This window comes from Rhizobium sp. 01N424 (genome assembly GCF_056399485.1).
Genome location: NZ_JBFTRK010000002.1, coordinates 532,294 through 558,680, shown reverse-complemented (window position 1 = coordinate 558,680; position 26,387 = coordinate 532,294). Strand labels below are relative to the sequence as shown.

At 62.4% G+C, this 26,387-nt stretch carries 29 protein-coding genes and 1 pseudogene; 19 read left to right on the top strand and 11 right to left on the bottom strand.

Annotated features, from left to right (window positions below):
* Positions 1-33: 33 nt before the first annotated feature.
* On the bottom strand, positions 34-1,683 hold the full coding sequence (locus AC1DNK_RS08470; RefSeq protein ID WP_477940450.1) for a DEAD/DEAH box helicase: 1,650 nt from the start codon (positions 1,681-1,683) through the stop codon (positions 34-36).
* A gap of 365 nt (positions 1,684-2,048) precedes the next feature.
* Complete coding sequence (dctP, locus tag AC1DNK_RS08465; protein ID WP_477940448.1) at positions 2,049-3,137, bottom strand: TRAP transporter substrate-binding protein DctP; 1,089 nt, start codon at positions 3,135-3,137, stop codon at positions 2,049-2,051.
* A 108-nt stretch (positions 3,138-3,245) separates the two neighbouring features.
* Between dctP and AC1DNK_RS08460 the strand changes: the two genes are divergently transcribed.
* Positions 3,246-3,875, top strand: a complete 630-nt coding sequence (locus AC1DNK_RS08460; protein WP_477940446.1) for a TetR/AcrR family transcriptional regulator — start codon at positions 3,246-3,248, stop codon at positions 3,873-3,875.
* A gap of 70 nt (positions 3,876-3,945) precedes the next feature.
* A complete protein-coding gene (locus tag AC1DNK_RS08455; protein ID WP_112515585.1) occupies positions 3,946-4,347 on the top strand; it encodes a GFA family protein in 402 nt (133 codons plus the stop codon).
* 43 nt (positions 4,348-4,390) lie between these two features.
* Here the strand turns inward: AC1DNK_RS08455 and AC1DNK_RS08450 are convergent, their stop codons facing one another.
* Positions 4,391-4,693, bottom strand: a complete 303-nt coding sequence (locus AC1DNK_RS08450; RefSeq protein WP_310294166.1) for a hypothetical protein — start codon at positions 4,691-4,693, stop codon at positions 4,391-4,393.
* Positions 4,694-5,015: 322 nt separating this feature from the next.
* Here AC1DNK_RS08450 and AC1DNK_RS08445 point away from each other — a divergent pair, with 322 nt between their 5' ends.
* Positions 5,016-8,396: a response regulator gene (locus AC1DNK_RS08445; RefSeq protein ID WP_477940445.1), complete on the top strand. Its 3,381-nt coding sequence runs from the start codon at positions 5,016-5,018 to the stop codon at positions 8,394-8,396.
* Here the strand turns inward: AC1DNK_RS08445 and mnmC2 are convergent.
* Positions 8,391-9,110, bottom strand: a complete 720-nt coding sequence (mnmC2, locus tag AC1DNK_RS08440; protein WP_477940443.1) for a tRNA (5-methylaminomethyl-2-thiouridine)(34)-methyltransferase MnmC2 — start codon at positions 9,108-9,110, stop codon at positions 8,391-8,393. The two genes, AC1DNK_RS08445 and mnmC2, sit on opposite strands and share 6 nt — an antisense overlap.
* On the opposite strand from mnmC2, the gene AC1DNK_RS08435 reads away from it, so the two are divergent.
* From AC1DNK_RS08435 to AC1DNK_RS08380, 12 genes are all read left to right on the top strand, one after another.
* Complete coding sequence (locus tag AC1DNK_RS08435) at positions 9,109-10,284, top strand: NAD(P)/FAD-dependent oxidoreductase (RefSeq protein WP_477940441.1); 1,176 nt, start codon at positions 9,109-9,111, stop codon at positions 10,282-10,284. The two genes, mnmC2 and AC1DNK_RS08435, sit on opposite strands and share 2 nt — an antisense overlap.
* A 115-nt stretch (positions 10,285-10,399) precedes the next feature.
* Positions 10,400-11,107: a DUF1045 domain-containing protein gene (locus AC1DNK_RS08430; protein WP_112390259.1), complete on the top strand. Its 708-nt coding sequence runs from the start codon at positions 10,400-10,402 to the stop codon at positions 11,105-11,107.
* Between the two features lie 47 nt (positions 11,108-11,154).
* Positions 11,155-12,012 carry an AraC family transcriptional regulator gene (locus AC1DNK_RS08425; RefSeq protein ID WP_477940439.1) on the top strand — a complete coding sequence of 286 codons (858 nt, stop codon included), beginning with the start codon at positions 11,155-11,157 and terminating at the stop codon, positions 12,010-12,012.
* Between the two features lie 106 nt (positions 12,013-12,118).
* A complete protein-coding gene (locus tag AC1DNK_RS08420; RefSeq protein ID WP_477940917.1) occupies positions 12,119-12,784 on the top strand; it encodes an AzlC family ABC transporter permease in 666 nt (221 codons plus the stop codon).
* Complete coding sequence (locus AC1DNK_RS08415) at positions 12,781-13,086, top strand: AzlD family protein (protein WP_477940438.1); 306 nt, start codon at positions 12,781-12,783, stop codon at positions 13,084-13,086. The genes AC1DNK_RS08420 and AC1DNK_RS08415 overlap by 4 nt, the downstream gene beginning before the upstream one ends.
* A 111-nt stretch (positions 13,087-13,197) precedes the next feature.
* Positions 13,198-14,121, top strand: a complete 924-nt coding sequence (gene puuE / locus AC1DNK_RS08410; RefSeq protein WP_477940437.1) for an allantoinase PuuE — start codon at positions 13,198-13,200, stop codon at positions 14,119-14,121.
* Positions 14,121-14,618 (top strand): 2-oxo-4-hydroxy-4-carboxy-5-ureidoimidazoline decarboxylase, encoded by a 498-nt coding sequence (gene uraD, locus AC1DNK_RS08405; protein ID WP_477940435.1) that lies wholly within the window; start codon positions 14,121-14,123, stop codon positions 14,616-14,618. Before puuE ends, uraD begins: the two co-directional genes overlap by 1 nt.
* A 65-nt stretch (positions 14,619-14,683) precedes the next feature.
* Positions 14,684-14,974, top strand: a complete 291-nt coding sequence (locus AC1DNK_RS08400) for a nucleotidyltransferase family protein (protein ID WP_112390265.1) — start codon at positions 14,684-14,686, stop codon at positions 14,972-14,974.
* Positions 14,971-15,333 carry a HepT-like ribonuclease domain-containing protein gene (locus AC1DNK_RS08395; RefSeq protein ID WP_477940434.1) on the top strand — a complete coding sequence of 121 codons (363 nt, stop codon included), beginning with the start codon at positions 14,971-14,973 and terminating at the stop codon, positions 15,331-15,333. The genes AC1DNK_RS08400 and AC1DNK_RS08395 overlap by 4 nt, the downstream gene beginning before the upstream one ends.
* A gap of 2 nt (positions 15,334-15,335) precedes the next feature.
* Entirely contained in the window at positions 15,336-15,836 is a 501-nt protein-coding gene (locus tag AC1DNK_RS08390; protein WP_477940432.1) for an ureidoglycolate lyase, read from the top strand.
* On the top strand, positions 15,833-16,189 hold the full coding sequence (uraH, locus tag AC1DNK_RS08385) for a hydroxyisourate hydrolase (RefSeq protein WP_112515606.1): 357 nt from the start codon (positions 15,833-15,835) through the stop codon (positions 16,187-16,189). The genes AC1DNK_RS08390 and uraH overlap by 4 nt, the downstream gene beginning before the upstream one ends.
* A gap of 3 nt (positions 16,190-16,192) precedes the next feature.
* On the top strand, positions 16,193-16,930 hold the full coding sequence (locus AC1DNK_RS08380) for a metallophosphoesterase family protein (protein WP_477940430.1): 738 nt from the start codon (positions 16,193-16,195) through the stop codon (positions 16,928-16,930).
* Between the two features lies 1 nt (position 16,931).
* On the opposite strand, the pseudogene AC1DNK_RS08375 reads toward AC1DNK_RS08380, so the two are convergent.
* Positions 16,932-18,069, bottom strand: a pseudogene (locus tag AC1DNK_RS08375) (alpha-hydroxy acid oxidase).
* A 90-nt stretch (positions 18,070-18,159) separates the two neighbouring features.
* Positions 18,160-18,534: a winged helix-turn-helix transcriptional regulator gene (locus AC1DNK_RS08370; RefSeq protein WP_477940428.1), complete on the bottom strand. Its 375-nt coding sequence runs from the start codon at positions 18,532-18,534 to the stop codon at positions 18,160-18,162.
* An 86-nt stretch (positions 18,535-18,620) separates the two neighbouring features.
* Between AC1DNK_RS08370 and AC1DNK_RS08365 the strand changes: the two genes are divergently transcribed.
* The gene (locus tag AC1DNK_RS08365) at positions 18,621-19,424 is read left to right on the top strand and encodes an SDR family oxidoreductase (protein ID WP_477940427.1); all 804 of its coding nucleotides are present in this window, start codon (positions 18,621-18,623) and stop codon (positions 19,422-19,424) included.
* A 31-nt stretch (positions 19,425-19,455) separates the two neighbouring features.
* Here AC1DNK_RS08365 and AC1DNK_RS08360 read toward each other — a convergent pair whose 3' ends face one another.
* Genes AC1DNK_RS08360 through puuD form a run of 3 tightly spaced genes read right to left on the bottom strand, consistent with a single transcriptional unit; the run spans position 19,456 to position 22,947 of the window.
* Positions 19,456-20,373, bottom strand: a complete 918-nt coding sequence (locus AC1DNK_RS08360) for an adenylate/guanylate cyclase domain-containing protein (RefSeq protein ID WP_477940426.1) — start codon at positions 20,371-20,373, stop codon at positions 19,456-19,458.
* A gap of 25 nt (positions 20,374-20,398) precedes the next feature.
* A complete protein-coding gene (gene guaD, locus AC1DNK_RS08355; protein ID WP_477940425.1) occupies positions 20,399-21,706 on the bottom strand; it encodes a guanine deaminase in 1,308 nt (435 codons plus the stop codon).
* Entirely contained in the window at positions 21,703-22,947 is a 1,245-nt protein-coding gene (puuD, locus tag AC1DNK_RS08350; protein WP_477940424.1) for a urate hydroxylase PuuD, read from the bottom strand. Before puuD ends, guaD begins: the two co-directional genes overlap by 4 nt.
* Positions 22,948-23,075: 128 nt before the next feature.
* On the opposite strand from puuD, the gene AC1DNK_RS08345 reads away from it, so the two are divergent.
* Together AC1DNK_RS08345 and AC1DNK_RS08340 are read left to right on the top strand one after the other, a co-directional pair.
* Complete coding sequence (locus AC1DNK_RS08345) at positions 23,076-23,774, top strand: Type 1 glutamine amidotransferase-like domain-containing protein (RefSeq protein ID WP_477940423.1); 699 nt, start codon at positions 23,076-23,078, stop codon at positions 23,772-23,774.
* An 84-nt stretch (positions 23,775-23,858) separates the two neighbouring features.
* Positions 23,859-24,191: a hypothetical protein gene (locus AC1DNK_RS08340; protein WP_112537949.1), complete on the top strand. Its 333-nt coding sequence runs from the start codon at positions 23,859-23,861 to the stop codon at positions 24,189-24,191.
* On the opposite strand, the gene AC1DNK_RS08335 is transcribed toward AC1DNK_RS08340, so the two are convergent.
* Positions 24,185-25,090: a LysR substrate-binding domain-containing protein gene (locus tag AC1DNK_RS08335; RefSeq protein ID WP_477940421.1), complete on the bottom strand. Its 906-nt coding sequence runs from the start codon at positions 25,088-25,090 to the stop codon at positions 24,185-24,187. The genes AC1DNK_RS08340 and AC1DNK_RS08335 overlap by 7 nt on opposite strands.
* 103 nt (positions 25,091-25,193) lie before the next feature.
* Between AC1DNK_RS08335 and AC1DNK_RS08330 the strand changes: the two genes are divergently transcribed.
* Positions 25,194-25,397: a hypothetical protein gene (locus tag AC1DNK_RS08330; RefSeq protein WP_477940419.1), complete on the top strand. Its 204-nt coding sequence runs from the start codon at positions 25,194-25,196 to the stop codon at positions 25,395-25,397.
* Here AC1DNK_RS08330 and xdhC read toward each other — a convergent pair.
* A complete protein-coding gene (gene xdhC, locus AC1DNK_RS08325; protein ID WP_477940418.1) occupies positions 25,376-26,182 on the bottom strand; it encodes a xanthine dehydrogenase accessory protein XdhC in 807 nt (268 codons plus the stop codon). The two genes, AC1DNK_RS08330 and xdhC, sit on opposite strands and share 22 nt — an antisense overlap.
* Positions 26,183-26,387: the final 205 nt, after the last annotated feature.

Here is a 26,387-nt window from a genome sequence, read left to right as displayed (position 1 = left end):
GCCTCTTCGTGAATTCAGTATTCGGACAGACGCTCAGGCCTGTTCGCGGCGCTGGCCACCGCCGTTGCGCGGGCCCTTGCGGCGGATGCCGCCGGAGCCATCCTTGCGCTCGCCCTGGGCCTGCTGGCCTTCGCCATGCTTGCGGGCTGGACGGCCGTGGGCATTGCGGGCGCCGCCCGGATGATGGCGGTTTTCGCCACCGCCATGGTGCGGACGCTGCGGCTTCTTGGCGGCAGGACGGAAATCCGACGTCGTTGCGAGATCGTTGTCCGGGCCGAGGTCCGGAGCGACTTCGCCACGGCGCTGGCCGCGGAAGTCCTCGTTGCGCTGGGTCTGGCGCTCGGGACGGGGACGGCGCTCGCGGCGCTCCTCGCCACCTGCACGAACCTCACCGCCTTCACCTTCGCGGCGCGGACGCTGCGGACGGTTGCCGCGGTTTTCGCCACGGGGCTGCTCGCTGCGGCCTTCGCCGCCACGGGCCTGACGCTCGCCACCGCGATTGCGGTTGTTGCCATTGCCGTTTGCACGGCGCGGGGCGGCGCGCATGTCGGCCGACGCTTCGCCGCTGGCAACGGTGATGCTGATGTTCATCAGCTTCTCGATGTCGCGGAGCAGGCGGGCTTCATCTGGGGCGCAGAAGGCGATCGCGATACCGTCACGGCCGGCACGGGCCGTACGGCCGATGCGGTGGACATAGGCTTCGGCAACTTCAGGCAGGTCGTAGTTGTAGACGTGGCTGACGGCCGGAATGTCGATGCCGCGGGCGGCAACGTCGGTGGCGATCAACGTCTTGATATCGCCGTCCTTGAAGGACTTGAGGGCGCGCTCGCGCTGGCCCTGACTCTTGTTGCCATGGATCGAGGCGACCGAGTAGCCGACGGAATCGAGATGCTTCATCAGCTTCTCGGCACCATGCTTGGTGCGCAGGAAGACGATGGCGCGGCCATCCGGGTTCTGCGTCAGCGACTTCTTCAAGAGGTCGGTCTTGTCGTTCTTGCCGTTGACGAAGTGGACATACTGCTCGACCTTGTCGGCAGCCTTGCCCGGAGGCGTGACTTCAACGGTAACCGGATCGGTCAGGAAGTCGGCGGCGAGATCGGCAATCGCTTTCGGCATGGTGGCCGAAAACAGCATGGTCTGGCGCTTCTTCGGCACCATCTTGGAGATCTTGCGCAGGTCATGCACGAAGCCCAGGTCGAGCATCTGGTCGGCTTCGTCGAGCACGAGGTAGCGCACGGCGGTCAGGCCGATGGCGCGGCGGTTGACGAGGTCGAGCAGGCGGCCGGGGGTGGCGACCAGGATGTCGGTACCCTTTTCGAGCTGCAGCTGCTGCTTGTTGATCGACACGCCGCCGACGACGACGTTGATGCGCAGATGCGACTTGCGCAGGAAGTTCTTCAGGTTGACGGCGATCTGGTTCACCAGTTCGCGGGTCGGCGCCAGGATCAGCGTGCGGGTCGTGCGGTTGTCGGGGCGGCGCTCTTCGGGGATCAGCTTTTCGATGAGCGGCAGGCCGAAGGCAGCGGTCTTGCCGGTGCCGGTCTGGGCGAGACCGATAAGGTCACGGCCCTGGATGAGCAGAGGGATCGCCTTTTCCTGGATGGGAGTCGGCGTTTCGATGCCGAGCTGGAAAAGAGTGGCGACGATCGGCTTGGAGACACCAAGCGATTCAAAATTGGTCAAGTCATAACCTTTTCAGGGCGCGCCAAAACCAAATCGCCGGAGCGCGGAATGCGGCCCGGTGTTGTTCTGGCGTCAAGAACCCCGCGTGAAGTGGGAACTTGTCTTGTTGGAAAAAGCTTTCCAGCGCTTCTGCCGCGTCTTGGGATGCGGTCAATACGAAATGCGCTTTTGTCCTTCTTCCTGCTCCTATTTGCTGGCAGGGGCACGCTCACGCGGCGGCCGGAAGGTGAAAGCTGGGCTGCATTTGGTCTAGTTCGCGCTGAAAGTCAAGAGGCGATGGCTATATGGCGATTGCGTGCCGATCGCCGGAGCGGCGACCGGCACCTCGATCATGTCACGGAGAAGCAGGGTGGGAACGCTGCCACTCACCCCATGATATCGTTCATGATCGCTGTAACCTCGGCCAGTACGGCACCGGCATTGCCAGTGCCGCTACGCTTCTGCTCTTCCGCCCAGGCCGACTGCACGTCGCGATATTTGGCGGCCGAGCCAAAGCGCACGGGCTCGGCGGCCTCAAGAATTCGCACGGACGCCCCAGCGGTTTTCAGTTCCGCCAGTTGTGCATCGAAGCTGCGATCCATCACCGGGCCGAGAGCCCTGTACGACGTCTCTGCGGCGCGGGCGATCGCATCCTTGTCTTCCTGCGCAAGGGGGTTCCAGACGTCCTTGTTGATCGCCAGCATATAGAGGTGGCCGAGCCACAGATCCTTCGACACCAGCACGTTGGGCGCGGCTTCGTGGACCTTCGGCATGTAGCCGCTGTCGACATTCACCATCAGGCCATCAAGCGTTCCGGCTTTCAAAGCATCATAGATTTCAGGTCCCCAATGCATGGTGACAGGGGTTGCTCCGGCATTGCGAAGGAAGTCCAGATGCCAGAAGCTCGCCGAACGCCATTTGCCGCCCTTTAAGCCATCGAGACCCGCCATAGGCTTGGTGCTGAAGAAGGCCACGGGATATCCGGTGCCGCAGAAAAGCGGAACGATGTTGTTTTTCTCCAGCTCCGCGGGGAAGGCCGGAACTTCGGCGTAGACGCGGCGGAAGAAATCGACCTGCGCGCTTCCGGCCGGGCCGGTTGGGAAACTCTTGAAAATCTGGTGCAGCGGTAATTCCTTGGCCGTATATTCCGGCACGACGGTCGCCATGTCGGCCTTGGATGTGCTGACCGCACCGAGCGCGTCATAGGCGGCGGCGATCTCACCGTTCCAGTGATCCTCGATCTTAAGCCGCCCGTTCGATTCCCGTTCGATTGCCGGGAACAGCACATCCTTGAGAAACCGGGTGCGCATTCCGCCAAGCGGCTCGTGATCGCTGAACGTCAGGACGCGGGGCGAGGCGGCCTGCTGGGCCGAGGTATTCGACGGCAAGGATGCCATGGCCGCACCGGCAGCCGTGGCGAGGAACAGCCTGCGGCTGATGCCGTTTTCGCCTGTGGTCATCTGGTTCTCGATCATCGCGATGCTCTTTCCCTGTTTCTGATGCTGCCGGGTGAGGCGCCGTTTGCTTGACCCTCACGTCAGCTGCCAATATACCTGAAGGATCCTTCAGTTCGGTATTCGCATTTGGAAAACGCCATCCCATCACGGCTGAAGCCGAGGAAAACGCCGCTGCAGGCACGATCGGGCGCGACGGTCGAGGCCATTCACGAGGCAGCCATTCAGGTTTTGCTGACGGGCGGATTGGCGCTGTTTACGACAACGCGGGTGGCCGAGCGTGCCGGTGTCTCCGTCGGCACCCTCTATCAATATTTCCCCAACAAGCAGGCGCTGCTCTTCGCAATTCTGCTGCGCCATTTCGAACAGATCGCCGAGGCGATCGAGGCCATACCGGGTGACGGAAAGCCGATTGCGGCGATCGCGGAAGATATTGCGGATGCCTATGTCTCGGTGAAGCTCGCGCGTCCCGACGCTACCACCGCGCTCTACCGGGTGGCTGGCGCGATTGACCAGTTCAGGATGTCGGCCGATGTGCTGAAAAGGCTGGAGGCCGCCGTCGTCAGGCTCCTGACCAATGCGGCGGATGCATCCTTTCGTCAGGCGGAGAAGACCGCCTTCACGCTTCTTTCCTCGCTGGCGGGGCTATCGAGGGGCAGCTTCGGAAAGCTGGCGGTGGCCGACGATGCGCTTGACGGGCTCGGTGCGGAGGCACGCCTGCTGTCGGCGGCCTATCTGCGGGCGGCTGCGGACGCCTGATTTTCGGCGCTGCGTTTGCCGTTGGAGCCTCGCTGAGGCAGAATGCGGTGGATGAAGAGGAGCGGCATCGATGATGATCGGATCATGTCATTGCGGCAAGGCGCACTGGACGCTTGAGGGCGATCCGGGCTCGATCACGGCCTGCAACTGTACGCTCTGCCGCCGCTACGGGACGCTCTGGGCTTATGATTATGAAAATGAGCGGGTTGCTGTCAGCGGACCGGTCGCGTCTTATACGCGTTCCGGATTAGACAAGTCGCCGCTGGAGATCTTGTTCTGCCCTGCCTGCGCCTGCGTTCTCGCCTGGCGCGGTCTGGTATTGGAGCCGGACGGGCGGCGGCGGATGGCGGTCAATGTCAGGCTCGCGCCACCGGAGGCGGTGGAGGATCTGGCGATCGATCATTTCGACGGGCTGGTGACCTTCACCGATCTGCCGTCGAAAGGGCGCTGCGTGCGCGATCTCTGGTTTTAGAGAGAAGACGGCGCCGCCGGGAGGAAGCGGCGCCGCAACTCACTCAGCGTCTGCAGACTTCGATCCGGTAGGGCTGGCCCCAACGGTCATAGCGCCATGCCGGATGGCAGTAGCGGGGAGCGTAGTAGGCCGGGTAGGCAGGCGGCGGGTAATAGGCATAGGCCGGCGGATAATAGGGGCGCGAGGCGATCGCGCCGCCGACCACGCCGCCAACGACGCCTCCGGCAACACCACCCCAGAAGGCGTTGCCGCCGCGGGCGTTTGCGGTTCCTGTGGTGGCGAGGGTGGCGCCGGCAACGATCAGCGCAATCAGGCCCGCCGCCATGGTCTTATGAAGAACGGACATGTCGAATTCCTTTCATGGACAAGGCTTGTCTTGAAGCCGGTCCCAGAATCCGCCCCGATCGCGGCACGTTGATGGTGGCGCAAGCGCCTGCGGGATTAAATTTTCTCCATGATCTCAAGGGCGCCGGGGCAACCAAGCAGCCGGAAAAGAATAAGCAATGGCAAATAGATGAGACGTCCGGCTGGTCTTCTGATTCAACTTTAACATCGCTTTTGGCGCCCGGTGCTCGCGCGCTAAGATTTTATGGTTAAAAGCTTGTTAAGCGGCTTGGCATTATGGTTGCAGTCGTGAATATTTCATTCACAGCGGGAGTGGACGCTTTTTGACATCGGCAGGTAACCTTCTGGAACTGGCATGCAGCCGGATCGCGGATCTGGATACCCCTGCTTATGTCAAGAATAGCGAGCTTCGCTACGTTGCCGTCAACGAAGCCTATGCGCGCTTCTTCGGCATGGAGATCTCGGATTTCATCGGCCGCCGCAGCCGCGAGGTGCATGATCGCCCCGAGGAAGAGGAGCGCGAGGACAAGGAGCGCCGGGCGCTGGTCTTCCGTACCGAGGAAAATGCCATCTGCTTCGACCGGCCGGGGCAAGGCCACGAGCGCGTGCAGATCGAAAGTTTCATGCCGTCGGAAGACCGGGCCTATGTGCTCGGCATCTTCGAGAAGCGGCCGCAGCCCCGCCGCGCTGTTTCCACCGGGCCGGATCAGGCGCTGCTGGCCGATTTCGAGCGGGTGCGTACCGCCCTCGAAACGCTCGATCACCCGATCGGCGTCTTTGCCGCCGATGGCCGCCCGCTAGTCGTCAATTCCGCCTATCGCGGCGGTGCGCGGCCGCCCAGCGAAAAGGGCTGGCACGAAAGCGTTGCCGAACTCGATCTTCTGCGCACGATCATGGAGGATCTGCCGGTCGCCGCTTTCGTGCGCGACGAGGCCCACCGGCTCGTCTATGCCAACCAGTATTACGAGACCTTCACCGGGCACGAGCGCTCGAAGGTGCTCGGCCTCACCGAATTCGAGATGTTCGGCGAAGAGAGCGGACGCGGCATCTACGAAGAGAATATGCTGGCGCTGAAGAACGGTTCGCTGACGGAGATCGAAGGCCGCGTACCGAGCACCGACGGCAAATCCTACCCCATCCTGTCGCGCGTCAACCGGGTGCAGACCCCTGACGGCAAGTTTTACGTCGTTGGCTCCTTCTCGGATATCTCGCCGCTTAAGGAGCGCGAAGCTGAGATCATCAATTCCCAGCAGCACGCAGAAGTACTGCACCGGGATATCGAAAGCATCCTGCGCTCGCTGCCGGTCGGCGTGCTGATCCTCGATAACAAGCTCGATATTCTCTACGTCAACGACGAGTTCTATACGATCAGCGATCTGCCGATCGAGGACCGTTTCGACGGCCGGCCATTTCTCGATGTGATCCGCCGCAATCACGAACTCGGGCGCTATGGCTACAGCCAGACGCCAGAGGAAGTGCTGGAATCGCGGCGCCACCATTTCACCGCCGAGGGCGATCCGGAGCCGGTGGAGCTCAACTGGTCGGGCGGCAAGTCGATCATCTTCGACAGCCGGCGGATTTCCGACGACCGCATCCTGCTGACCTATTCGGATATCAGCACGATCCGCCAGCGCGAGCAGGAAGTGCATGACGCACGGGCGGCGATCGAGACGCTCGGCGAATTGATGCGCGATGCAACGCGGGCGATGCCGCAGGGGCTGGCGATCGTCCAGGATGGCATCATCCAGCTATCTAATGAGGCGCTGGCGCCGGTGCTGCAGATCCCTGCCGAATATCTCGCCGCAGGGCGTGGCTGGATCGATCTCTTCAATTTCTGCGCCGAGCGCGGCGATTTCAACGGTTCGGCCGCCGATACGCTGCACTACTGGCGCAGTTCCATCGCCGCGCGTGAGCCGATCATCACCGTCTTCCATATCCTCGGCGAGCGCTGGGTGAACATGGAGGCGACGATCAGCGAACGCGGCCACTGGATCGCGTTGTTCACCGACGTCACCGAGATGAAGCAGCGCGAAGGCGAGCTGCAGCGGCTCTTGTCGCGCGCCGAAGCCGCCGACCGCGCCAAATCGGAATTCCTCGCCAATATGAGCCACGAGATCCGCACGCCGATGAACGGCGTTCTCGGCATGGCCGAGCTGATGGCGAAGACCGATCTCGATGCGCGGCAGAAGACCTTCATCGATATCATCGTCAAATCCGGCAATGCGCTGTTGACGATCATCAACGACATTCTCGACTTCTCGAAGATCGATGCCGGGCAGATGAAGCTGCGCAAGGCGTCGTTCGATCTCGTCGAGGCGGTCGAGGACGTCGCAACGCTCCTGTCGTCGCAGGCGGCGGAGAAGGATCTGGAACTTCTGGTCCGCGCTGATCCCAACCTGCCTGCCGCGGTCATCGGCGATGCCGGGCGGTTCCGGCAGGTCGTCACCAATCTGGTCGGCAACGCCGTGAAATTCACCGAGAAGGGCCATGTCTTCGTCGATATCGGGTTCCGGCAGGGATCGGATGGTGAGGTGATGGTCGAGCTCCGGATCGAGGATACCGGCATCGGCATTCCGGCCGAAAAGCTGCAATCGGTGTTCGACAAATTCTCGCAGGTCGACTCTTCCTCGACGCGGCGCCATGAGGGAACTGGTCTCGGGCTGGCCATCACCGCCGGTCTCGTCGATCTCTTCGGCGGCTATATCCATGCCGAGAGCGAAGCCGGCAAGGGTTCGGTCTTCACCGTCAACCTACCGTTCGCGGTCGCCGCCGCCAAGCTCGATCCCAAGCCGCTGCCGGTCAATGTGCGCGGCGCGCGCATTCTCGTCATCGACGACAACGAGGTGAACCGCGCGATTCTCAGCGAGCAGCTGACGCTCTGGGGCTTCGACGGCGTGGCGGCCGAAAGCGGGGCGACGGGGATTGCCATTCTGGAGGCCGCATATCAGGTGGGCGTCGAGGTCGATGCGCTGGTGCTCGACTATCACATGCCGCGCATGAATGGAGCCGAAGTGGCGCGCCGGCTGCGCGCCGATCCGCGGTTCGAGAACCTGCCGATCATCTTCTTGACGTCGATGGATATTTCGGGCTCCGAGAAGGAGTTCGCGGCGCTGAACGGCCAGGCGCACCTGATGAAGCCGGCGCGAGCCAACCTGCTGCGCGGCACGATCGTCGAGGTCGTGCGGGCCAAGCGCGTCAAGCAGGCTTCGGAAACCGAGCTCGCACGGCTGCAGGCGGAAGCGCAACTCAAGGAGCCGGAGTTCGAGGAACCTGTGCGCGAAGAGCCTCGGCGCAAGGCCGAGTTCGTCGATGTGCTGGTGGCCGAAGATAACGAGGTCAACCAGATCGTTTTCACGCAGATCCTGCAGGGCACCAATCTCAGCTTCCTCGTGGTCAACAACGGCCAGGAAGCGGTCAATGCCTGGGAGACGCATTCGCCGCGCATCATCATGATGGATGTGTCGATGCCCGTCCTGAACGGCCACGATGCGACGCGGGCGATCCGCCTGCGCGAGCGCGGCCAAGGGCATCGCGTCCCGATCATCGGCGTCACCGCGCATGCGCTGGAAAGCGACCGCGAGCTTTGCCTCGATGCCGGGATGGATGACTACATGTCGAAGCCGATCAGCCCGGAACTGCTGGAGGAGAAGATCCAGCTATGGCTCGGCAAGACCGAGCCGGTGCCGGGCCGCTCGGGCCTATAGGCCCTTGGTGCCGCAGAGCATTTCGCGCTTTCCCGCAAAACCCTTGCGGCGCTCGACGGCAAAGCCTGCAGCGACAAGATTGCGCCGGACGAATCCCGCCGCCGCATAAGTGGCGAAGCTGCCGCCCGGAACCGTCTTCTCGCAGACCAGCCGCATCAGCTCTTCCGACCACATGTCGCCATTGCGCGATGGCGCGAAGCCATCGAGATACCAGGCATCGAAGTTTGGCTCGGCAGCCTTCACGCCGTCTAACGCAGCACCGCAGACCACGCTGAGGCGCGTTTGTGGATCGAGATCGAGGCTGACGATGCCGGTTGGTGCATCCGGCCAGGCGGACGTCAGTCCATCGCGCTCGGCATCGATCTCGGGCCAGTGCGACAGGGCGCGGAAAATCTCGTCGCGCTGCATCGGATAAAGCTCGAAGGACATAAAGTGCAGATGCTGGCCGTCCGCGCGATGCAGCTTCCACTGCCGCCAGGTCTCGGCGAAGTTCAGGCCTGTGCCAAAGCCGAGTTCGCCGATCTGGAAACTCTGCTTTTTAGCCCAGCGTTCCGGCAGGCCGTTGCCCGAGAGGAAGACGTGGCCGCATTCGAGGCGGCCGTCGGTCTGACAATAAAAGTGGTCGCCAAAGGCCTGCGAATAGGGCATATCGCCGTCTCGCCATTCGAGCGGCTGGCTTTTGCTGCCAATCTGATCGGGATCGATATCTGTCATGCCACAAGCCGATAGTCCGGCTCTTCTCTCCGGTCAATCCGCCGATCTCCTGATCGCCGGCGGCGGCATCATGGGCCTGTGGGCGGCGGTTCACGCCGAGCGGCTGGGTATCGATACGTTGCTGATCGATGCAGGAACGATCGGGCAGGGTGCTAGCGGCGGTCTGCTCGGCGCGCTGATGCCGCATATGCCGGACAAATGGAATGCCAAGAAGCAGTTCCAGTTCGATGCGCTGGTCAGCCTTGAAAGCGAGATTGCGGCGCTTGAGGCGGAAACCGGGCTTTCGGCCGGCTACCGGCGCTCCGGCCGTCTTATCCCGCTGCCGAAGCCGCATCTGAAGACCATTGCGCTCCGTCATTCCGCCGATGCCGAAACCAACTGGCATCAGCAGGAACGAGCGTTTCATTGGAATGTCAGCGATGCACCACCTGTTCAGGGCTGGATCGACGCGGCCGCGGGCGAGAACGGCTTCGTGCACGATACGCTGGCCGGCCGGGTGGCGCCGCGCGCGCTGATCGCCGTGCTCCGGGCGTTCCTGATGCGGGCGAAGCATGTTCGGCTTCTGGAGGCGGCGGCGCTCGACAGCCTTGATACAGGGGCGCGGACAGCCGGGATCGGCGGCCGGAGGATCAGCTTCGGTGATTGCATCATTGCCGTCGGGCATGGCTCGTTCCCAATCCTCGAGCGCTTCACGCCCGATTTGCCGCAACCGCTCGGGCAACCGGTGAAGGGGCAGGCGGCGCTGCTGAAGGCCGATATCGACCCAGCAATGCCGACGATCTTCCGCGACGGGCTCTATATCGTCGCGCATGAGGGCGGGCATGTCGCGGTCGGCAGTACCAGCGAGAACAGCTTTGCGGAACCGTTGTCCACAGATGCGCTACTCGATCCGCTCATTACCGCTGCGCGCGAGATGGCGCCGGTCCTCCGTGATGCGCCCGTTATCGAGCATTGGGCGGGGCTGCGGCCGAAAGCGATCCATCGCGATCCGATGGTGGGGCCGCACCCGCTTCATCCGCATCTTCATGCGCTGACCGGCGGTTTCAAGGTCAGCTTCGGCCTGGCGCATCGGCTTGCCGAAGCTGTCGTTGCACCAATTGCAGGCGAAAAGCTCTCCTTCGACCTGCCTGAAAGCTTCGCGCTTTCGAGCCATATCACGGCCGCTTCACGCTAAACGTGAATTCGTCCAGAGTATATTTCGTTATTCTGTCATGCAAATCACCTATCTGCTTGCGCATCGACGGCGCCGGATTCGGCCGTGCGCCGCATTCTCAGATGGAGGAAATCGCATGCGCTATGCCATTTGCTTCACGCCTTCGCCGAGCGATCCGCTCAGCCATGTGGCGGCCAATTGGCTTGGCCGAAACGTTTTTTCGGGCGAGATGCTGGAGCCGCCGGCCGTTCGCGGTCTCGGCATTCACGAAATTGCCTTCCACACGGCCGTGCCGCGCCGCTATGGCTTTCATGGCGTGCTGAAGGCGCCGTTCCACCTCTCCGCGGAGGTATCTGAAGCGCAACTATTGCGGGAATTGATGCGCTTTTCTGGCACGTTCCAGCCGTTCAGCGTGCCGCGCATCGAAGTGGCGCGGCTCGGAAACTATTACAGCCTGGTTCCGACGTTGCCATGCGAGAATGTCCGCTATCTCGCATCGTCGATCGTTCAGCATTTCGATGGCTTCCGGGCGCCGCTTTCGGAAGCCGATATCGAGCGGAGTGATCCCGACGGCTTGTCGGCGGCGCAGTTCACGAATCTACACCGCTGGGGCAACCCCTATGTGATGGACGAATACCGGTTCCACATGCCGGTGACCGGGCCAGTCAATGTTGTCGACATGCCGCGCATCGAACAGGCGCTGCGCGGCATCTTCGAGCCGGTGCTGGCGGAGCCGATCGCCATCTCCAATATCGCGCTGATGATGGAAGAGGGCATGGGCGGGCCGTTCCGCGTTCATTCGCTGCATCCGATGGGCAAGGTCAGCGCCCGCAAGATCGCCTGATCACTTTTGTTCAAGAAGCGGCTGCGGAAAACTGCTATATCGGCGCGATGCAGAATATTTCCCAGGAACAGGCGACTGTTGCCATGCCGCTCGCCGGGGCGGAGACGACCCGCTTCTGGCGCGACCGGCGCTTCGACGGCATGGAATGCCTGAGCGCGACCTTCCTGACCCACGAGTTTGCGCCGCATGCGCATGATACTTTCAGCATCGGCGCCATCGAGAGCGGCAGCCAGATCGCCACGATCCGTGGTGCGCGCGAGGCATCCGGTCCCGGCGATCTCTACCTGATCAATCCCGGCGAGACGCATGACGGTGCGCCGACGGATGGCGGTTACCGCTACCGGATGATCTATCCTGACATGGCACTGTTCCGGGAAATTCTTGAGGACGTGACCGGCCGGGCCTTCCACGGCACACCGGCCTTCGGCAAGCAGATCCTCCATGATCCAAAGCTCGCCAATGCCTTTCTGGAGGCGCATCGGACACTGGAGACGGGGGCCGGCGCGCTGGAGACCGGGCAGGGCATGTTCCTGGTGCTGGATGCGATGTTCCGCCTGCATGGCGGTTCGATCATCATTCCCGTCGATAGCGCCGAACGATCGGCGGTTCGCCGGGCGCGCGACTATCTGGTGGAGCAATATGAAAGCGATATCGTTCTCGAAGAACTGGCCGCTATCGCCGGGCTCAGCCGTGCGCATCTGATCCGCGCCTTCCGCAAGGAATTCCACATCACGCCGCATGCCTTCCTCACAGATGTCCGCGTCAGGATCGCCCGGCGCAAGCTGCAGGCAGGCGAACAGCCGGCGGAGATCGCGCTCGAATGCGGCTTTGCGGACCAGGCGCATTTCACCCGGCATTTCAAGGCCCGCACCGGACTGACACCCGGCCAGTACCGCGCCCGGTAATCACTTTCGTTCAAGACGGCGTTCTTGCGCCGCTCTATCACCTCCGCAGCAAGCGGAGTTTTTGAACGTGAAAAAGAATGAATTCTGGGCGGAATTTTCCGGCGGTATGCGCGCGATCGCACCGCTGATCGCCGCCGTCATCCCGATCGGTCTGGTCTTCGGCGCAGTCGCTGCGACCAAGGGGCTGTCGCCGCTTGAGACCGCACTGATGAGCGCGCTGGTTTTTGCCGGCGGGTCGCAATTCGTGGCGATGGATATCTGGACGCATCCGGCTTCCTGGGCGGGGCTGGGCTTCGCGGCGCTGCTCGTCAACATCCGCCACGTGCTGATGGGCGCTTCGATCGGCTCGAAGATGCAGGCCTTTCCGGCGCGTGCCCGTTATTTTTCGGTGCTGTTCCTCGCCGACGAGATCTGGGCGATGGCCGAATTCCGGGCCGGTGTCGCGCGGCTGACGCCGGCCTGGTTTGCCGGGCTGGCGGCACCTTTCTATCTCGCCTGGCTGCTGTCAGGACTGGCGGGCGCCACGCTCGGCGCCTTCCTCGGCAACCCCGTCACGCTCGGGCTCGACTTTGCCTTTCCTGCGGTCTTCATCGTGCTGGTCATGGGTTTCTGGAAGGGACCGGAGACCGGCGCGGTGCTGCTCGCCAGTGGCGCGGCCGCCGTTCTGACGCAGCATTTCATCCCCGGTGTGTGGTACATCGCTGCCGGCGCATTGGCCGGGCTTGCCGCCGCGATGGTCAGCGGCAAGCGCCGCGTGGAGGTAACGCCATGACGCTCGATTTCTCGACATTGCTTGCCATCCTGGCGATGGCGGCGGCAACCATCCTGACGCGTGTCAGCGGTCTTTTCCTCATTCGCCATGTGTCGCTCGACGGCAACAGGCGCAAGGCGATCGAATCCATTCCGCCTGCGGTGCTGATGGCCGTCGTCGCGCCGACCGCTTTTGCAACCGGGATTGCCGAGACCATCGCCTGCACCGTCACCGCGCTCGCAGCGCTTCGCTTGCCGATGCTGGCGGCCGTCGCATCGGGCGTCGTCTGCGTCGCGGTCCTCAGGGCGATCGGGCTTAGCTGAGTGATTTCGTGAGAGACTTTCGCGATTTCCGTGAAAGTCTCTTTCGCATTTCCGGCTCGACTTTCGCTCTCCGGATGCTACCGTTTCGCCTGTCTTCGAGAAGGTGATTTCATGGCATCCGATACCTATCCGCGCAATCTGATCGGCTACGGCCGCAACACGCCTGATCCGAAATGGCCGGGCGGCGCGCATGTCGCCGTTCAATTCGTCATCAACTACGAGGAGGGCGGCGAGAGCTGTATTCTTGATGGCGATCCGGCCTCGGAGAACCTGTTGTCGGAAATCGTCGGCGGTGCTGCCTGGCCGGGACAGCGCAATCTCAACATGGAATCGATCTACGAATATGGCTCGCGCGCCGGTTTCTGGCGGCTGTGGCGGCTGTTCACCGAACTCAAGGTGCAGGCAACCGTCTATGGCGTGACGCTGGCCATGGCCCGTAATCCGGAAGCCGTCGATGCGATGAAGGAAGCCGGCTGGGAGATCGCCAGCCACGGCTATCGCTGGCTGGAATACAAGGATTTTCAGGAAGATCTGGAGCGCAAGCACATTCTCGAAGCCGTGCGCCTGCATACCGAATTGACCGGCGAGCGGCCCTACGGCATGTACCAGGGCAAGCCCTCGGACAACACGCTGCGGCTCGTCCAGGAGGAGGGCGGTTTCCTTTATTCGTCGGACTCTTATGCCGATGATCTGCCTTTCTGGGTGAAGGGCGCGGATGGCAAGCCGTTCCTGATCATTCCCTATACGCTCGAGACCAACGACATGCGCTTTGCCACCCCGCAGGGTTTCAATTCCGGCGATCAGTTCTTCACCTATCTGAAGGACGCCTTCGACACGCTCTATGCGGAAGGCAAGGAGGGTAGCCCGAAGATGATGTCCGTCGGGCTGCATTGCCGCCTCGTCGGCCGTCCGGGCCGTGCCGCGGCGCTGAAGCGCTTCATGGAATATGTGTTGTCCCGCGAGAAGGTCTGGGTGCCGCAGCGCATCGAGATCGCCAGGCACTGGCACGAGCATCACAAGCCGGAGACAATCTGATGATCGCGCGAGAGGAATTCGTCACCCGCTTCGGCGGCGTCTTCGAGCATTCGCCGTTCATCGCCGAGCGCGCCTATGACGACGGCTTCATCCACGGCGAACTGACGGCCGATCGTGTTCATACGCCGATGGTGGCGATCTTCCGGGCGGCGAGCGAGGAGGAGCGCCTCGGCGTGCTGCGCGCCCATCCCGATCTCGCCGGACGCCTGGCGATATCAGGTGAACTGACCGAGGACAGCAAGAAGGAACAGGCAGGCGCCAGGCTCGACCGGCTAAGCGCGGCGGAACACAAGCGTTTCACCGAGCTCAACGACCGCTACACCGAAAAATTCGGTTTCCCCTTCATCATCGCCGTCAAGGGCCTGAACAAGGACGATATCCTCTCAGCTTTCGAGACGCGGATCGACAACAGCCGCGAGGACGAGTTTGCGACGGCGGCCGGACAGGTCGAGAAGATCGCGCTCCTGCGGCTGACCTCCATGCTTCCGGAGCGCTGAACGATGCGGAATTCTTTCCTCATTGTTCCGCCTCGCCTATAGTCTCGGTTGCAGGAGACGGTGCGATGAAGCCATCGGAAGTGCTGGAGAAGAACAGGCAGGCAATCCGCGACGCGACGAAGCGTTTCAACGCGGCCAACCCGCGCGTCTTCGGCTCGGTGGCGCGCGGTGAGGACCGGGCCGATAGCGATCTCGATATTCTTGTCGATGCGCTGCCGGGTACAACGCTGTTCGATCTCGGCGGGTTGCTGGAGGAGTTGCAGGATATCCTTGGCGTCAAGGTGGACCTCGTCACACCAGGCGGGCTGCCCGACAAGATCAAGGCTCGCGTTCTCGCAGAAGCATCCGCCATATGAACAATGAGCGGCTTGTTGACCATATGGACCGAATGCAGGCGGCAGCGCAGACGGCGTTCGATCTGACCGAAGGGATGAGCGAGGCGCAGTTCCTCGGTGATATCAGAACTCAGCTTGCCGTGACGATGTCGATAGTCTTGGTCGGCGAGGCAGCAGCACGGATATCGGCGATCGAACCCGGATTTCCGCAAAACCATCCGGAGATTCCGTGGACACGGATCAAAGGCATGCGCAACCTGATCGTCCATGATTACTATAGGGCGGAACTGCCGGTGATCTGGCAGACTGTAAGAACTGCGTTGCCCGAGCTTGTTACCCAACTTGAAAACATCCGCCATTGGCGGGCACAAGGCGAATGACAATGCCAGACTACCTCGACATCCAGCCCCTCACCAAAGCCGCCTTCGCGCCCTTCGGCGATGTGATCGAGGCCGATCCTTCGACGATGCGCTACATCAATGGCGGCACGACCGAACGGTTTCATGCGCTTGCTTCTGCCGAGGCGGCGGGCGAGGGCGCACGCGTCATCATCAATCTTTTCCGTGGCCAGTCGCGCGCCTTTCCCTATGAGGTCGGGATGATGGAGCGCCATCCTTTCGGCAGCCAGAGTTTTTCACCGGTTTCCGGCCGGCCGTTCCTCGTCGTTGTTTCGGAGGATGAGGATGGCAAGCCGGGGCGGCCGCAGGTGTTTTCTGCGCGCGGTGATCAGGGCGTGAACTACCGCCGCAATGTCTGGCATCATCCTCTGATGTCGCTCGGCAAGCCGAGCAGCTTCATCGTCGTCGATCGCGATGGACCCGGCAACAATCTGGAAGAATTCTTCTTCGACACCCCCTTCATCATCAGAGAGCCAGCCCTATGACCGGACTGACCACCCACGTCCTCGATACCGCCCTCGGCAAGCCGGCCGAGGGCCTGCGCATCGATCTGTTTTCGGTCGAAGGCGATCTGCGCAAGCTTCTCAAGACGGTCGAGACCAACGCTGACGGACGCGTCGATGGCGGGCCTATCCTTGTTGGCGACAGCTTCACTGCAGGCACCTACGAGCTCCTTTTCCACGCCGGCGACTATCTTCGTGCCGCAGGCACGGCGCTGCCGCACCCGGCCTTTCTCGATCTCGTGCCGATCCGTTTCGGCATTGCCGATACGACGGCGCATTACCATGTGCCGCTGCTGATCTCGCCCTACGGCTATTCCACCTATCGTGGCAGCTGAGTCATGCGGTTTGCAGCGATCGCGGATATCCACGGAAATGCCCTGGCGCTGGAGGCGGTGCTCGCCGATATTGCGGCACTTGGCATCAGCGACATCGTCAATCTCGGCGATTGCTTCAGTGGCCCGCTCGAAGCCGGAAAGACGGGCGACCGGCTCTTGCCGCTCAATCTGCCGACCGTGCGCGGCAATCACGACCGATATCTCATCGAGTTCGCGCCGGAGCAGATGTTCACCTCCGATGAGGCCGCCTATCACGATCTCAGCCCACGCCATCTCGACTGGCTGCGGACGCTGCCTTCGGAACTCGTCTATCGCGACGAGGTCTATCTCTGCCACGCAACCCCTGATGACGATAATCTCTACTGGACGGAAACGGTCTCGCCTGAGGGCTATGTCCTCTTGAAGCCGCAGGCGGAGATCGAGGCGCTGGCCGAGGGCATCGACCAGCCGCTGATCCTCTGCGGCCACACGCACCTGCCGCGAGCGATCGCACTCTCCGGCGGCCGCCTGCTCGTCAATCCCGGCAGCGTGGGCGCGCCGGGCTATGACGATGACGCGCCGTATTTCCACAAGGTCGAGGCCGGCCATCCGCTGGCAAGCTACGCCATTCTGGAGAAGACCGCGCTTGGCTGGACCGCCAATTTCCGCACCGTCCACTATGACCATATGGCAATGTCGGAGCTCGCAAAAGCAAACGGCCGCCTCGAATGGGCGGCCGCGCTGGCGACGGGGCGGTTGTAGATCAGGCGGTAATCACCGACGCATCCACATCCTTGATGCTACGTTTGCCGCACAGCGCCATGGTCATATCGAGCTCCTTGCGCAGGATCTCGAGCGCCAGCGTGACGCCGTCCTTGCCCATGGCGCCGAGGCCGTAGAGGAAGGGGCGGCCGATATAGGTGCCTTTGGCGCCGAGGGCCACGGCCTTCAGCACGTCCTGGCCGGAGCGGATGCCGCCGTCGAGGTGGATCTCTATTCTGTGGCCGGCTGCATCAACGATGGCGGGGAGCATGCTGATCGAGGAGGGGGCGCCGTCGAGTTGGCGGCCGCCGTGGTTGGAGACGATGATGGCGTCGGCGCCGGTCTCGGCGGCGAGCCTGGCGTCTTTCCACGTCGTTGATGCCCTTGATGATCAGCGGGCCGCCCCATTTTTCCTTGATCCAGGCGACATCGGCCCAGGAGAGGCGCGGATCGAACTGCTCATGCGTCCAGATGGAGATCGAGGAGAGGTCGGTGACGTTCTTGGCGTGGCCGATGATGTTGCCGAAGGTGCGGCGCTTGGTCTGCAGCATGTCCAGACACCAGAGCGGGCGCGTTGCCATCTGCCAGAGATGTTTCGGGGTGAATTTCGGTGGGGCGGAGAGGCCGTTGCGGAGATCCTTGTGGCGCTGGCCGAGGATCTGCAAGTCGGCGGTCAGCACCAGCGCCGAGCATTTCGCCGCCTTGGCGCGGTTGATCAGGTCGAGGACGAAGTCCTTGTCCTTCATCACATAGAGCTGGAACCAGAAGGGCTTCGTCGTCACCGAGGCGACATCCTCGATCGAGCAGATGCTCATGGTGGAGAGCGTGAAGGGCACGCCGAATTCTTCCGCGGCGCGCGCCGCCAGCATCTCGCCATCGGCATGCTGCATGCCGGTCATGCCGGTCGGCGCCAGCGCCACGGGCATCGAGACCTTTTGGCCGATCATCTCGGTTTCGAGCGACCTATTGGTCATGTCGACGAGCACGCGCTGGCGGAGCTTGATTTTGGCGAAGTCGCTCTCGTTGGCGCGGTAGGTGCTCTCCGTCCAGGCGCCGGAGTCTGCATAGTCGAAGAACATCTTCGGGACACGGCGGCGGGCCAGCGTCTTCAGATCGGCAATCGTCAGCGGCTTTGACATGATATCGGCATCCTCCGGAAAGCCTCCGAGAGGTAGCATATTCACGTTCCGCTGCCAGCAGAAACATATGCTTAGGGCAGGGTTTCCGGACTATCCGGCAGGCTTGGCGGCGGCCCATGTCAACAGCGCGTCGAGCGCCGGGCAGAGCGATTGGCCCCAGTCGGTGAGGCAATATTCCACCTTCGGCGGCACCTGATGGTGGACGATGCGCCTGACGATGCCGTCAGCTTCCATCTGGCGCAGCTGCTGGATCAGCATCTTTTGCGAGATCGCCGGGATCGCGCGTTCCAGATCGGAAAAGCGCAACACATTGCCGCCGAAGAGATGGAAGAGAATGACGAGCTTCCAGCGGCCCTCGAGCATGCGCAGGACATTTTCGACGCCCTCGGCAGCGGTCGATGGCGTCAGGTCATCGGTGGACTTACTTTTAGGTAAGTACCCTACTTTTTCGTGCGTACTTGTCATCTCGAAAGCCTAAAGCCATCTTCGTCTTCAAGCAACGCGATTGTTTTGGACGGCGGCGCCCCGTCCTCCAACACAAGAGGACAGACATGACCATAGCTCAGACATTTCCGATCATTCCCGAGGAGTTTTCCGGCAAGCGCGTGCTGGTGACAGGTGGCACGAAAGGGGCGGGTGCCGCGATCCTTCGCCGGTTTGCCGCAGCTGGCGCCGAGACCATCACCAGTGCCCGTTCGGCGCCGGATGCCGGTACGCCTGCGACGCTCTTCGTGCCCGCCGATCTTTCGACACCGGAAGGCGTGGAGGTTCTGGCGCGTGCCGCGCTCGAACAATTCGGCGGGATCGACATTCTCGTGCACACGCTGGGCGGATCGGCAGCGCCGGGCGGCGGTTTTGCGGCCTTGACGGAGGAGCATTGGCAAAACGAGCTGGCCCTCAACCTGATGCCTGCCGTCCGTCTCGACCGGCTACTCGTGCCGCAGATGATCGAGCGCCGAACGGGTGTGGTGATCCACATATCGTCCATCCAGCGGCGGCTACCGCTGCACGAGGCGACGATTGCATATGCGGCGGCGAAAGCGGCGCTCAGCAATTACAGCAAGGCGCTGTCGAAGGAGCTCGGACCGAAGGGCGTGCGGGTCACGGCGGTGGCGCCGGGCTGGATCATGACCGAGGCGTCGGACCGGCTGGTGTCGCGGATATCGGAAGCCAATGACATCGATGCCGAGGCCGCCAAGCAGAGCATCATGGATGCGCTCGGCGGTATTCCGGCCGGCCGCCCAGCCTATCCCGAGGAAGTTGCCGAGCTCGTTGCCTTCCTGGCGTCCGATCGGGCGGCGTCGATTCATGGCGCCGAGTTCACCATCGATGGCGGAACGGTGCCGACCGTGTGAAGCTTTGGCGGGGCGGCCTTGGCCGCCCCTTTCAGCCGCGCATCACCCAGCGGATGGCGCCGACGGCGGCGAAAGCCATCAGCGGCCAGATGGCCCAGAATGTGCCGCTCCAGGAGAGCAGGTTGATGGCGATCAGGCCGAGGCCGATGATGGCGAGACCGGCGAGCTGCTGGTCGACGCGGTTTTGCAGGCGGGCGATCGTCATGGCGGCGGCGAAAGCGAGCACGAGGATCGGCCAGACGGCCCAGAGATTTCCCTCCCAGGTGAGCGCGTTGATCAGGGCGAAAAAAGCCGCGGCGATGGCGAAGATGCCGAGCAGCTTGCGGGCCCGTGATGGCGAAGCCGTTGACCGCTGATCCGGGCGGGCGGGGGAGGCGGCCGGTGCTCCGGAGGCTGCGGCTTGCGCGGCAGCTTGGGCTGGATGACTCTCGCCGATGCGGATGGCGTAGCTCGGTATCGCTTCGGAGACATTCTTGACGCTGAGCGGTCCGAGGAAATCGAAACCAACAGGCACCTTGTTGCGAACCTGGTCGTAGACGGTGTTGGAGATGACGATGCCACCGGCCGGCGCCGAGGCCTGCAGGCGGGCGGCGATGTTGACGCCGTCGCCGTAGATATCGGCACCCTCGACGATGATGTCGCCGAGATTGATGCCGATGCGGAACAGCATCTGTTCGCTCGCCGGTTTGGCGCTGTTGAAGCCTGCGAGTTCGGTCTGCACATCGACGGCAGCGCGGACGGCCTCGACGACGCTCGGAAACTCGGCGATCAGGCCGTCGCCCCAGGTATTGACGACGCGGCCGCCATGCGATGCGATCAGGCCGGACATGGCCTCGCGGTAGCGCTTCAGCGTCGCCAGCGTGCCTTCTTCGTCAAGCCCCATCAGCCGCGTATAGTCCTGCACATCGGCCGAGAAGATGGTCGTCAACCTGCGTTGCGTCTCGCTCATGCTTCCCCCGATTGCAGGTCCTATCTCAAAGCGCTGCCTTCATTGCGTTGCCAGCGACATATGTCTCGACGATCGAGCGGTCGTCGCCCATCGTCTGCAGCAGGAAGAGTTCTTCCACCAGCGTTTTGACCACGTCCATCTTCAGCGCCATGGCCGGCGTTGCCGCGGCATTGAGGACGACGATGTCGGCATCGGTGCCTGTCTCCAGCGTGCCGATGCTGTCTGCAAGCGACAGCACTTCGGCGTTGCCCAATGTCATATGGTAATAGCTTTCCAGCGGGTTCAAGCGCTCGCCGAGCAGCTGCTGGATCTTGTAGGCCTCGTCCATCGTCCTCAGCATCGAATAGCTGGAGCCGCCGCCGATATCAGTGGCGACGCCGATGCGGACGGGCTTTTCGCGGCGCGACAGGGCCTTCAGCGGGAAGAGGCCGGATCCCAAGAACAGGTTCGATGTCGGGCAGTGGACAGCGATCGATCCGGCCTCGCTCATCGCATCGGCTTCGCGGTCCGAGAGATGGATGCAGTGGCCGAACAGCGTCTTTCTTCCGAGCAGCCCGTAGCGGGCGTAAATATCCGTGTAGTCGATCGCCTCTGGATAGAGCTCGCAGGTGTAGCGAATCTCGTCGTGGTTCTCGGAGAGATGCGTCTGGATGTGCAGGTCCGGGAATTCGCGGGCGAGCGCGGCTGCTGCTTCCATTTGCTGCGGCGTCGAGGTGATGGCGAAGCGCGGGGTGATGGCAACATGGTTGCGCCCCTTGCCATGCCATTCGGCGATGACGGCGCGGGTCTCGTCATAGCCCATCTCCGGCGTATCGAGCAGGCCCTGCGGGGCGTTGCGGTCCATCATCACCTTGCCGCCGACCATGCACATGCCGCGCTTCATGGCCTCGGCGAAATAGGCGTCGGCGGAGGTCTTGTGGACGGAACAATAGGCGACGGCGGTCGTCGTGCCGTGGCGGATCAGTTCGTCGTAGAAATGCGTGGCAATCTTTTGAGCATGGGCGGTTTCGACGAAGCGGCATTCCTCCGGGAATGTATAGGTGTTCAGCCATTCCAGGAGGTTGGCGGCATAGGAGGCGATGACCTGCATCTGCGGGAAATGCAGATGGGTGTCGATGAAGCCGGGCATGATGAGATGCGGGCGGTGATCGATTTCCTCGGCATGGTCAGGCGCCTTTGCCTTCACATCGGCATAGCCGCCCGCAGCGATGATCTTGCCGCCTTCGATCAGAAGGCCGCCATCGGTCTCATAGCTGTAGCTTTCCTGATCGCTCAGGCTTTGCGGGGCGCGCTTGAACGAGAGCAGGCGCCCACGCAGAAGTTTCACTGTCATTCCTGTTTGCCTTCGACTGCGCTTTCGAACCAGGCGACGAGCAGCTTGCGCTCGTCGGCGGTGATTTCTGTCACGTTGCCGGGCGGCATCGCATGGCTGCGACCTGCCTGTATATAGATTTCCCGGGCGTGGGCGGCAATTTCCGCGTCGTTTTCCAGCATGACGTTCTTCGGTGCCCGGACGATTCCTTCATAGACGGGTTCGGCCGCATGGCACATGGAACAGCGCGTGCCGACCAGTTGCTTGACGGCTGGGAAATGCGGATCGCTGGCGAATTGCTGGAAGGCAGGGGCGACGGCCGCCGCATCGGCATCCTTCTCGCCGGTCAGCACCTTCGGCGCGGTCGATAGCCACATGATCAGGATGAACAGGATGACGGTAGCGATCCAGGTCCAGGTCGGGCGGCCCTTTCTGGCATGCGTGGTGTTGAACCAGTGGCGGATGGTGACGCCCATCAGGAAGACGAGGGCGGCGATCACCCAGTTGAAGGCGGTGCCGAAAGCCAGCGGATAATGGTTCGACAGCATGAAGAAGATGACGGGCAGCGTCAGGTAGTTGTTATGCAGCGAGCGCTGCTTGGCGATCTGTCCGTATTTCGGATCGGGCGTGCGCCCGGCGATCAGGTCGGCAACGACGATCTTCTGGTTGGGGATGATGATCATGAAGACATTGGCCGACATGATGGTCGCGGTGAAGGCACCGAGATGCAGGAAGGCGGCGCGGCCGGTGAAGAGTTGGGTATAGCCCCAGGCCATGAACACCAGGACCGCATAGAGCACGATCATCAGGCCCCAGGTATTGCGGCCGAGCGGCGACTTGCAGAGCAGATCATAGACCAGCCAGCCACCGGCGAGCGAGGCCAGTGAAATCAGGATCGCCGTCATCGGACTGATATCCAGCACATGGCGGTCGATGAGGAAGAGATCGGCACCGCCGTAATAGACGATACAGAGCATCAGGAAGCCCGAGAGCCAGGTGAAATAGCTCTCGTATTTGAACCAGGTCAGATGCTCCGGCATCTGCGCCGGGGCCACCAGATATTTCTGGATGTGATAGAAGCCGCCGCCATGGACCTGCCATTCCTCGCCATAGGCGCCGACCGGCAGATGCGGCCGCTTCACCAGGCCGAGGTCGAGGGCGATGAAATAGAAGGACGAGCCGATCCAGGCAATCGCGGTGATGACGTGAAACCAGCGCGCTGCAAAGGCGAACCATTCCCACGCTATGGCGTATTCATACATGCTGTTCCCCTGTCTTCCTCCGACTCGTCACATTGCAGAATGTTGATGCGCGAGGGAAGGGGGAAGTTGGCTTCCCATCGCGTGCCGGATCGCCGATAGTTGCGGGGCAGCTATGAAGGAGAGGGCCGATGATCCTTGCGCTCTACAGCGACCAGGTGATTGCCGACAATGCGCCGATGGACAGGCGGCTGGCAGAGATCGTGCGCCAGCGCGGCGACCATATCGGCTATATCTCCTCCGGCCCCGATCCCGACTGCCATTTCTTCAACGAGAAGGCCGCCTATTACGCCGAGCATCGCCTGAAGCTCGATCCGTTCATCGACCTAGACGACATCGTGCCTGACGATCTCGAGCGGCTGTTTTCCTGCAACGCCATCCATCTCTCCGGCGGCCATACCGGGCATTTCCTGCACCGCTTGCGCAAGGCCGATGTGCTCAAGCGGTTGCGGACCTGGACGCTCGACGATGGTATCCTGATCGGCACCAGCGCCGGGGCCATCCTGATGACGCCGACCATCGCCGTCGATGCCTTTTTCCTGGGGCAGCAGCCAGAGGACATCACGGATGGCGAGGCGCTCAATCTGGTGCCCTTCGAGTATTTCCCGCATCTGAACGAGGACGAACGCTTCCTTCCGGCGCTGCTGTGCTACAGCGAGACTATCACCAACCGGATCGTCGCCTGCCGGGATGGCGAAGGGCTGATCGTCCACAAGGATGGGGTGGAAATATTTGGCAAGCCGCTGCTGATCTTTCGCGGATCGGCTGATGTTGTCAGCCTGGACGGGCTCGATGCACTGATGGGACCGCACGGCCGTCTTGAAATGTGACGGCTTCGTTACACCTTCATTTGAGGGCCGCCGCATTGCTGCGAGAGCGCATATCCGGTGGGGCATTCATCTGGAGATGTGCCCATGCGAAGCTTACTGGCATGCGTATTGATTGCCTTTGCGCCAGGCGCTCTGGCGCATGATGCGGCGTCCGGATGGGCTTATGATCCCTTCTGCTGCAACGGCGACAGCGAGACCGGGGATTGCCAGATGATCCCGTCGAAAAGCGTCAAGGTGACACCCAACGGCTACCGGGTGACGCTGGTGCCGGGCGACCACCGGCTGGTGACGCGCTATCACGTTTTCCTGCTGCCCTTGACCAAGGCGATGCATTCCGGCGATGGCGATTATCACCTCTGCCTGTTTCCCAACGAGGATACGCCGCGCTGCTTCTATGCGCCCGAAATGGGCTATTGAGACGGCGCCCCGGTGCCGTGCATCTCGTTCAGAATCCAGTTTCTGAAAGCCTTGATCTTCGGGACGTTGCGGCGGTTTTCGGGATAGGCGAGCCAGTAGCCGCGGCCATCTGTGCATTCCAGGTCGAAGGGGCGGATCAGCTTGCCGCTGGCGAGCTCGTCCGGGTAGAAATCCGGGGTCAGGATGGCGACGCCCTGGCCGGCGACAGCGGCGGCCGCTTCATAGGCCTGGGCGCCGTAGAAGCTCGACGCCCTTGTCTTCAGGTTCGATGTCGGAACGCCGGCCGCCTCCAGCCACTGGTGCCACCAGGGATCTGTCGTATCGAAAATGCGCAGCTTCAGGAGATCGGCGGGTTGGTGGATGCCGCCGATGGTCCCGGCAAGCGCAGGGCTTAGCATCGGGGTGAAATAGACATCCATCAACTTTTCGGCGCGCAGTCCCGGCCACTCGCCGGTGCCGGAGCGGATGCCGATATCGAAAGCCTCGCGGCCGAGATCGACCAGCGTGTCCGAGGTGTTCATGCGCACGGCTATATTGGGATGGGCGAGCTGGAAGAGGCCGAGCTTCCGGGCCAGCCATTGTGAGGCGAAGGTTGCCAGGCAGGTGATCTGTAGCGTCACTTCGGTCTCGCCGCGCGCCTCGGCCATGGCGAGCTGCAGCGTCTCGAAGGCTTCCGTCACCTGCGGCGCCAGCCTTTCCCCGGTTTCGGTCAGGCTGATCTGCCGCGGGCGGCGCAGGAACAGCGGCTCGCCGATATTCTCTTCCAGCAATTTCACCTGATAGCTCACCGCCGTCTGGGTCATGCCGAGCTCTTCGCCCGCCTTGGTGAAACTGCCATGCCGCGCCACGGCCTCGAAGACGCGCAGCGCATTCAGCGGGAATTGCCTGGAGAGCTTCATGGATAAGTTCTCTTTATGCATTCGCATGTTTGTTCGATTGGAATTGCAGCATTTTCGGGCGCAGACTGCAAGTCATACCGTCAAGTGAATGAAGGTGACTGTCATGAAAGACTCAACGATCGTACGCAATGAACTGCACCACGAGCTGCCGGTTAAAGCGCTTGTCTCGCGTCTTCGGGCATGGGTCTATCGCACGTTCGTATACTCCTCGCGGCTCGACCCCGACACCATGCCCGACCGGGTCAGGCGCGATCTGGGGTTCCTGGATGGCCGGGAACCGCGCGATCATTTCGAGCGCTGGCCATAAACAGCCAACGCCGTCAGAATCTCGGCGGCGGTCATGGCGGCGATCACTTCCGGGCGCTTGTCGCGGACGGCAGAGCCGCCGATCGGCAATGTCAGACGCTCGAGCCAGCGCCTTTCGCCGCCCTCGCGCGACAGCCAGCTCGAAAACGTAGCGCGCTTGGTGACCGAGCCAATCATGCCTGTGTAGGCGAGGTCGGTTCGCGCCAGCGCCTCGCGGGCGATCAGGAAATCGAGGGCATGGTCATGCGTCAGGATGACGACCGCCGAGCCTGCCGGGACCTCGGCGATCAGCGCCTCGGGCATCGGCGTCAGCAGGGTTTTGGTTTCGGCGGGCAGGCTTGTCAGTTCTTCCTTGCGGGTTTCGATGACCGTCACTGCCAGCGGCAGCGGCGCGAGGGCTGCGGCCAGCGCCCGGCCGACATGGCCGGCGCCAAACAGATAGACGGCCGGCCGGTGTTCGGCTTCGTCGACGCGCTTGGTTTCCAGCTCCTCCAGGATATCGGTGGTCACCCTGCGGAAGCGCAGCTGCGTGCGCCCGCCACAGCATTGGCCGATCTCCGGGCCGAGCGGGATGTCCATGGTTTCCTTGCCGCTGTTTTGGAGCAGGCTGCGGGCGTTTTCGATCGCCAGATATTCGAACTGACCGCCGCCGATCGTGCCCCAGATGGCGGTGGGGGAGGCGAGCATGAATGTGCCGGTTTCACGCGGGGTGGAGCCCTGGGTGCCGGTGATCTCGATCAGGATGGTGGCGGGGTGGGTGAGGAGGAAGTCCTTGAAGGTGGTCATTGTTTTGTGACCGGGAGGTTTGTGGGTGGGGTACCCCCCTCTGTCCTGCCGGACATCTCCCCCTCAAGGGGGGAGATTGGCTGGGGGCGCCCGCTCGCATCGTAATAATCGTTCGACGCTAGTTGTTTAGGGAAGCCATAGCGCCTAGCTGATCTCCCCCCTTGAGGGGGAGATGCCCGGCAGGGCAGAGGGGGGTAAGCCACGA

What these genes read in the sequence shown, in the direction of transcription:
- dctP (WP_477940448.1), bottom strand. Translation starts at nt 3,137, where the DNA reads ATGATCGAGAACCAGATGACCACAGGCGAAAACGGCATCAGCCGCAGG.
- AC1DNK_RS08455 (WP_112515585.1), top strand. Translation starts at nt 3,946, where the DNA reads ATGATGATCGGATCATGTCATTGCGGCAAGGCGCACTGGACGCTTGAG.
- AC1DNK_RS08450 (WP_310294166.1), bottom strand. Translation starts at nt 4,693, where the DNA reads ATGTCCGTTCTTCATAAGACCATGGCGGCGGGCCTGATTGCGCTGATC.
- AC1DNK_RS08435 (WP_477940441.1), top strand. Translation starts at nt 9,109, where the DNA reads ATGCCACAAGCCGATAGTCCGGCTCTTCTCTCCGGTCAATCCGCCGAT.
- mnmC2 (WP_477940443.1), bottom strand. Translation starts at nt 9,110, where the DNA reads ATGACAGATATCGATCCCGATCAGATTGGCAGCAAAAGCCAGCCGCTC.
- AC1DNK_RS08430 (WP_112390259.1), top strand. Translation starts at nt 10,400, where the DNA reads ATGCGCTATGCCATTTGCTTCACGCCTTCGCCGAGCGATCCGCTCAGC.
- AC1DNK_RS08425 (WP_477940439.1), top strand. Translation starts at nt 11,155, where the DNA reads ATGCAGAATATTTCCCAGGAACAGGCGACTGTTGCCATGCCGCTCGCC.
- AC1DNK_RS08420 (WP_477940917.1), top strand. Translation starts at nt 12,119, where the DNA reads ATGCGCGCGATCGCACCGCTGATCGCCGCCGTCATCCCGATCGGTCTG.
- AC1DNK_RS08415 (WP_477940438.1), top strand. Translation starts at nt 12,781, where the DNA reads ATGACGCTCGATTTCTCGACATTGCTTGCCATCCTGGCGATGGCGGCG.
- puuE (WP_477940437.1), top strand. Translation starts at nt 13,198, where the DNA reads ATGGCATCCGATACCTATCCGCGCAATCTGATCGGCTACGGCCGCAAC.
- uraD (WP_477940435.1), top strand. Translation starts at nt 14,121, where the DNA reads ATGATCGCGCGAGAGGAATTCGTCACCCGCTTCGGCGGCGTCTTCGAG.
- AC1DNK_RS08400 (WP_112390265.1), top strand. Translation starts at nt 14,684, where the DNA reads ATGAAGCCATCGGAAGTGCTGGAGAAGAACAGGCAGGCAATCCGCGAC.
- AC1DNK_RS08395 (WP_477940434.1), top strand. Translation starts at nt 14,971, where the DNA reads ATGAACAATGAGCGGCTTGTTGACCATATGGACCGAATGCAGGCGGCA.
- AC1DNK_RS08390 (WP_477940432.1), top strand. Translation starts at nt 15,336, where the DNA reads ATGCCAGACTACCTCGACATCCAGCCCCTCACCAAAGCCGCCTTCGCG.
- uraH (WP_112515606.1), top strand. Translation starts at nt 15,833, where the DNA reads ATGACCGGACTGACCACCCACGTCCTCGATACCGCCCTCGGCAAGCCG.
- AC1DNK_RS08380 (WP_477940430.1), top strand. Translation starts at nt 16,193, where the DNA reads ATGCGGTTTGCAGCGATCGCGGATATCCACGGAAATGCCCTGGCGCTG.
- AC1DNK_RS08370 (WP_477940428.1), bottom strand. Translation starts at nt 18,534, where the DNA reads ATGACAAGTACGCACGAAAAAGTAGGGTACTTACCTAAAAGTAAGTCC.
- AC1DNK_RS08365 (WP_477940427.1), top strand. Translation starts at nt 18,621, where the DNA reads ATGACCATAGCTCAGACATTTCCGATCATTCCCGAGGAGTTTTCCGGC.
- AC1DNK_RS08360 (WP_477940426.1), bottom strand. Translation starts at nt 20,373, where the DNA reads ATGAGCGAGACGCAACGCAGGTTGACGACCATCTTCTCGGCCGATGTG.
- guaD (WP_477940425.1), bottom strand. Translation starts at nt 21,706, where the DNA reads ATGACAGTGAAACTTCTGCGTGGGCGCCTGCTCTCGTTCAAGCGCGCC.
- puuD (WP_477940424.1), bottom strand. Translation starts at nt 22,947, where the DNA reads ATGTATGAATACGCCATAGCGTGGGAATGGTTCGCCTTTGCAGCGCGC.
- AC1DNK_RS08345 (WP_477940423.1), top strand. Translation starts at nt 23,076, where the DNA reads ATGATCCTTGCGCTCTACAGCGACCAGGTGATTGCCGACAATGCGCCG.
- AC1DNK_RS08340 (WP_112537949.1), top strand. Translation starts at nt 23,859, where the DNA reads ATGCGAAGCTTACTGGCATGCGTATTGATTGCCTTTGCGCCAGGCGCT.
- AC1DNK_RS08335 (WP_477940421.1), bottom strand. Translation starts at nt 25,090, where the DNA reads ATGAAGCTCTCCAGGCAATTCCCGCTGAATGCGCTGCGCGTCTTCGAG.
- AC1DNK_RS08330 (WP_477940419.1), top strand. Translation starts at nt 25,194, where the DNA reads ATGAAAGACTCAACGATCGTACGCAATGAACTGCACCACGAGCTGCCG.
- xdhC (WP_477940418.1), bottom strand. Translation starts at nt 26,182, where the DNA reads ATGACCACCTTCAAGGACTTCCTCCTCACCCACCCCGCCACCATCCTG.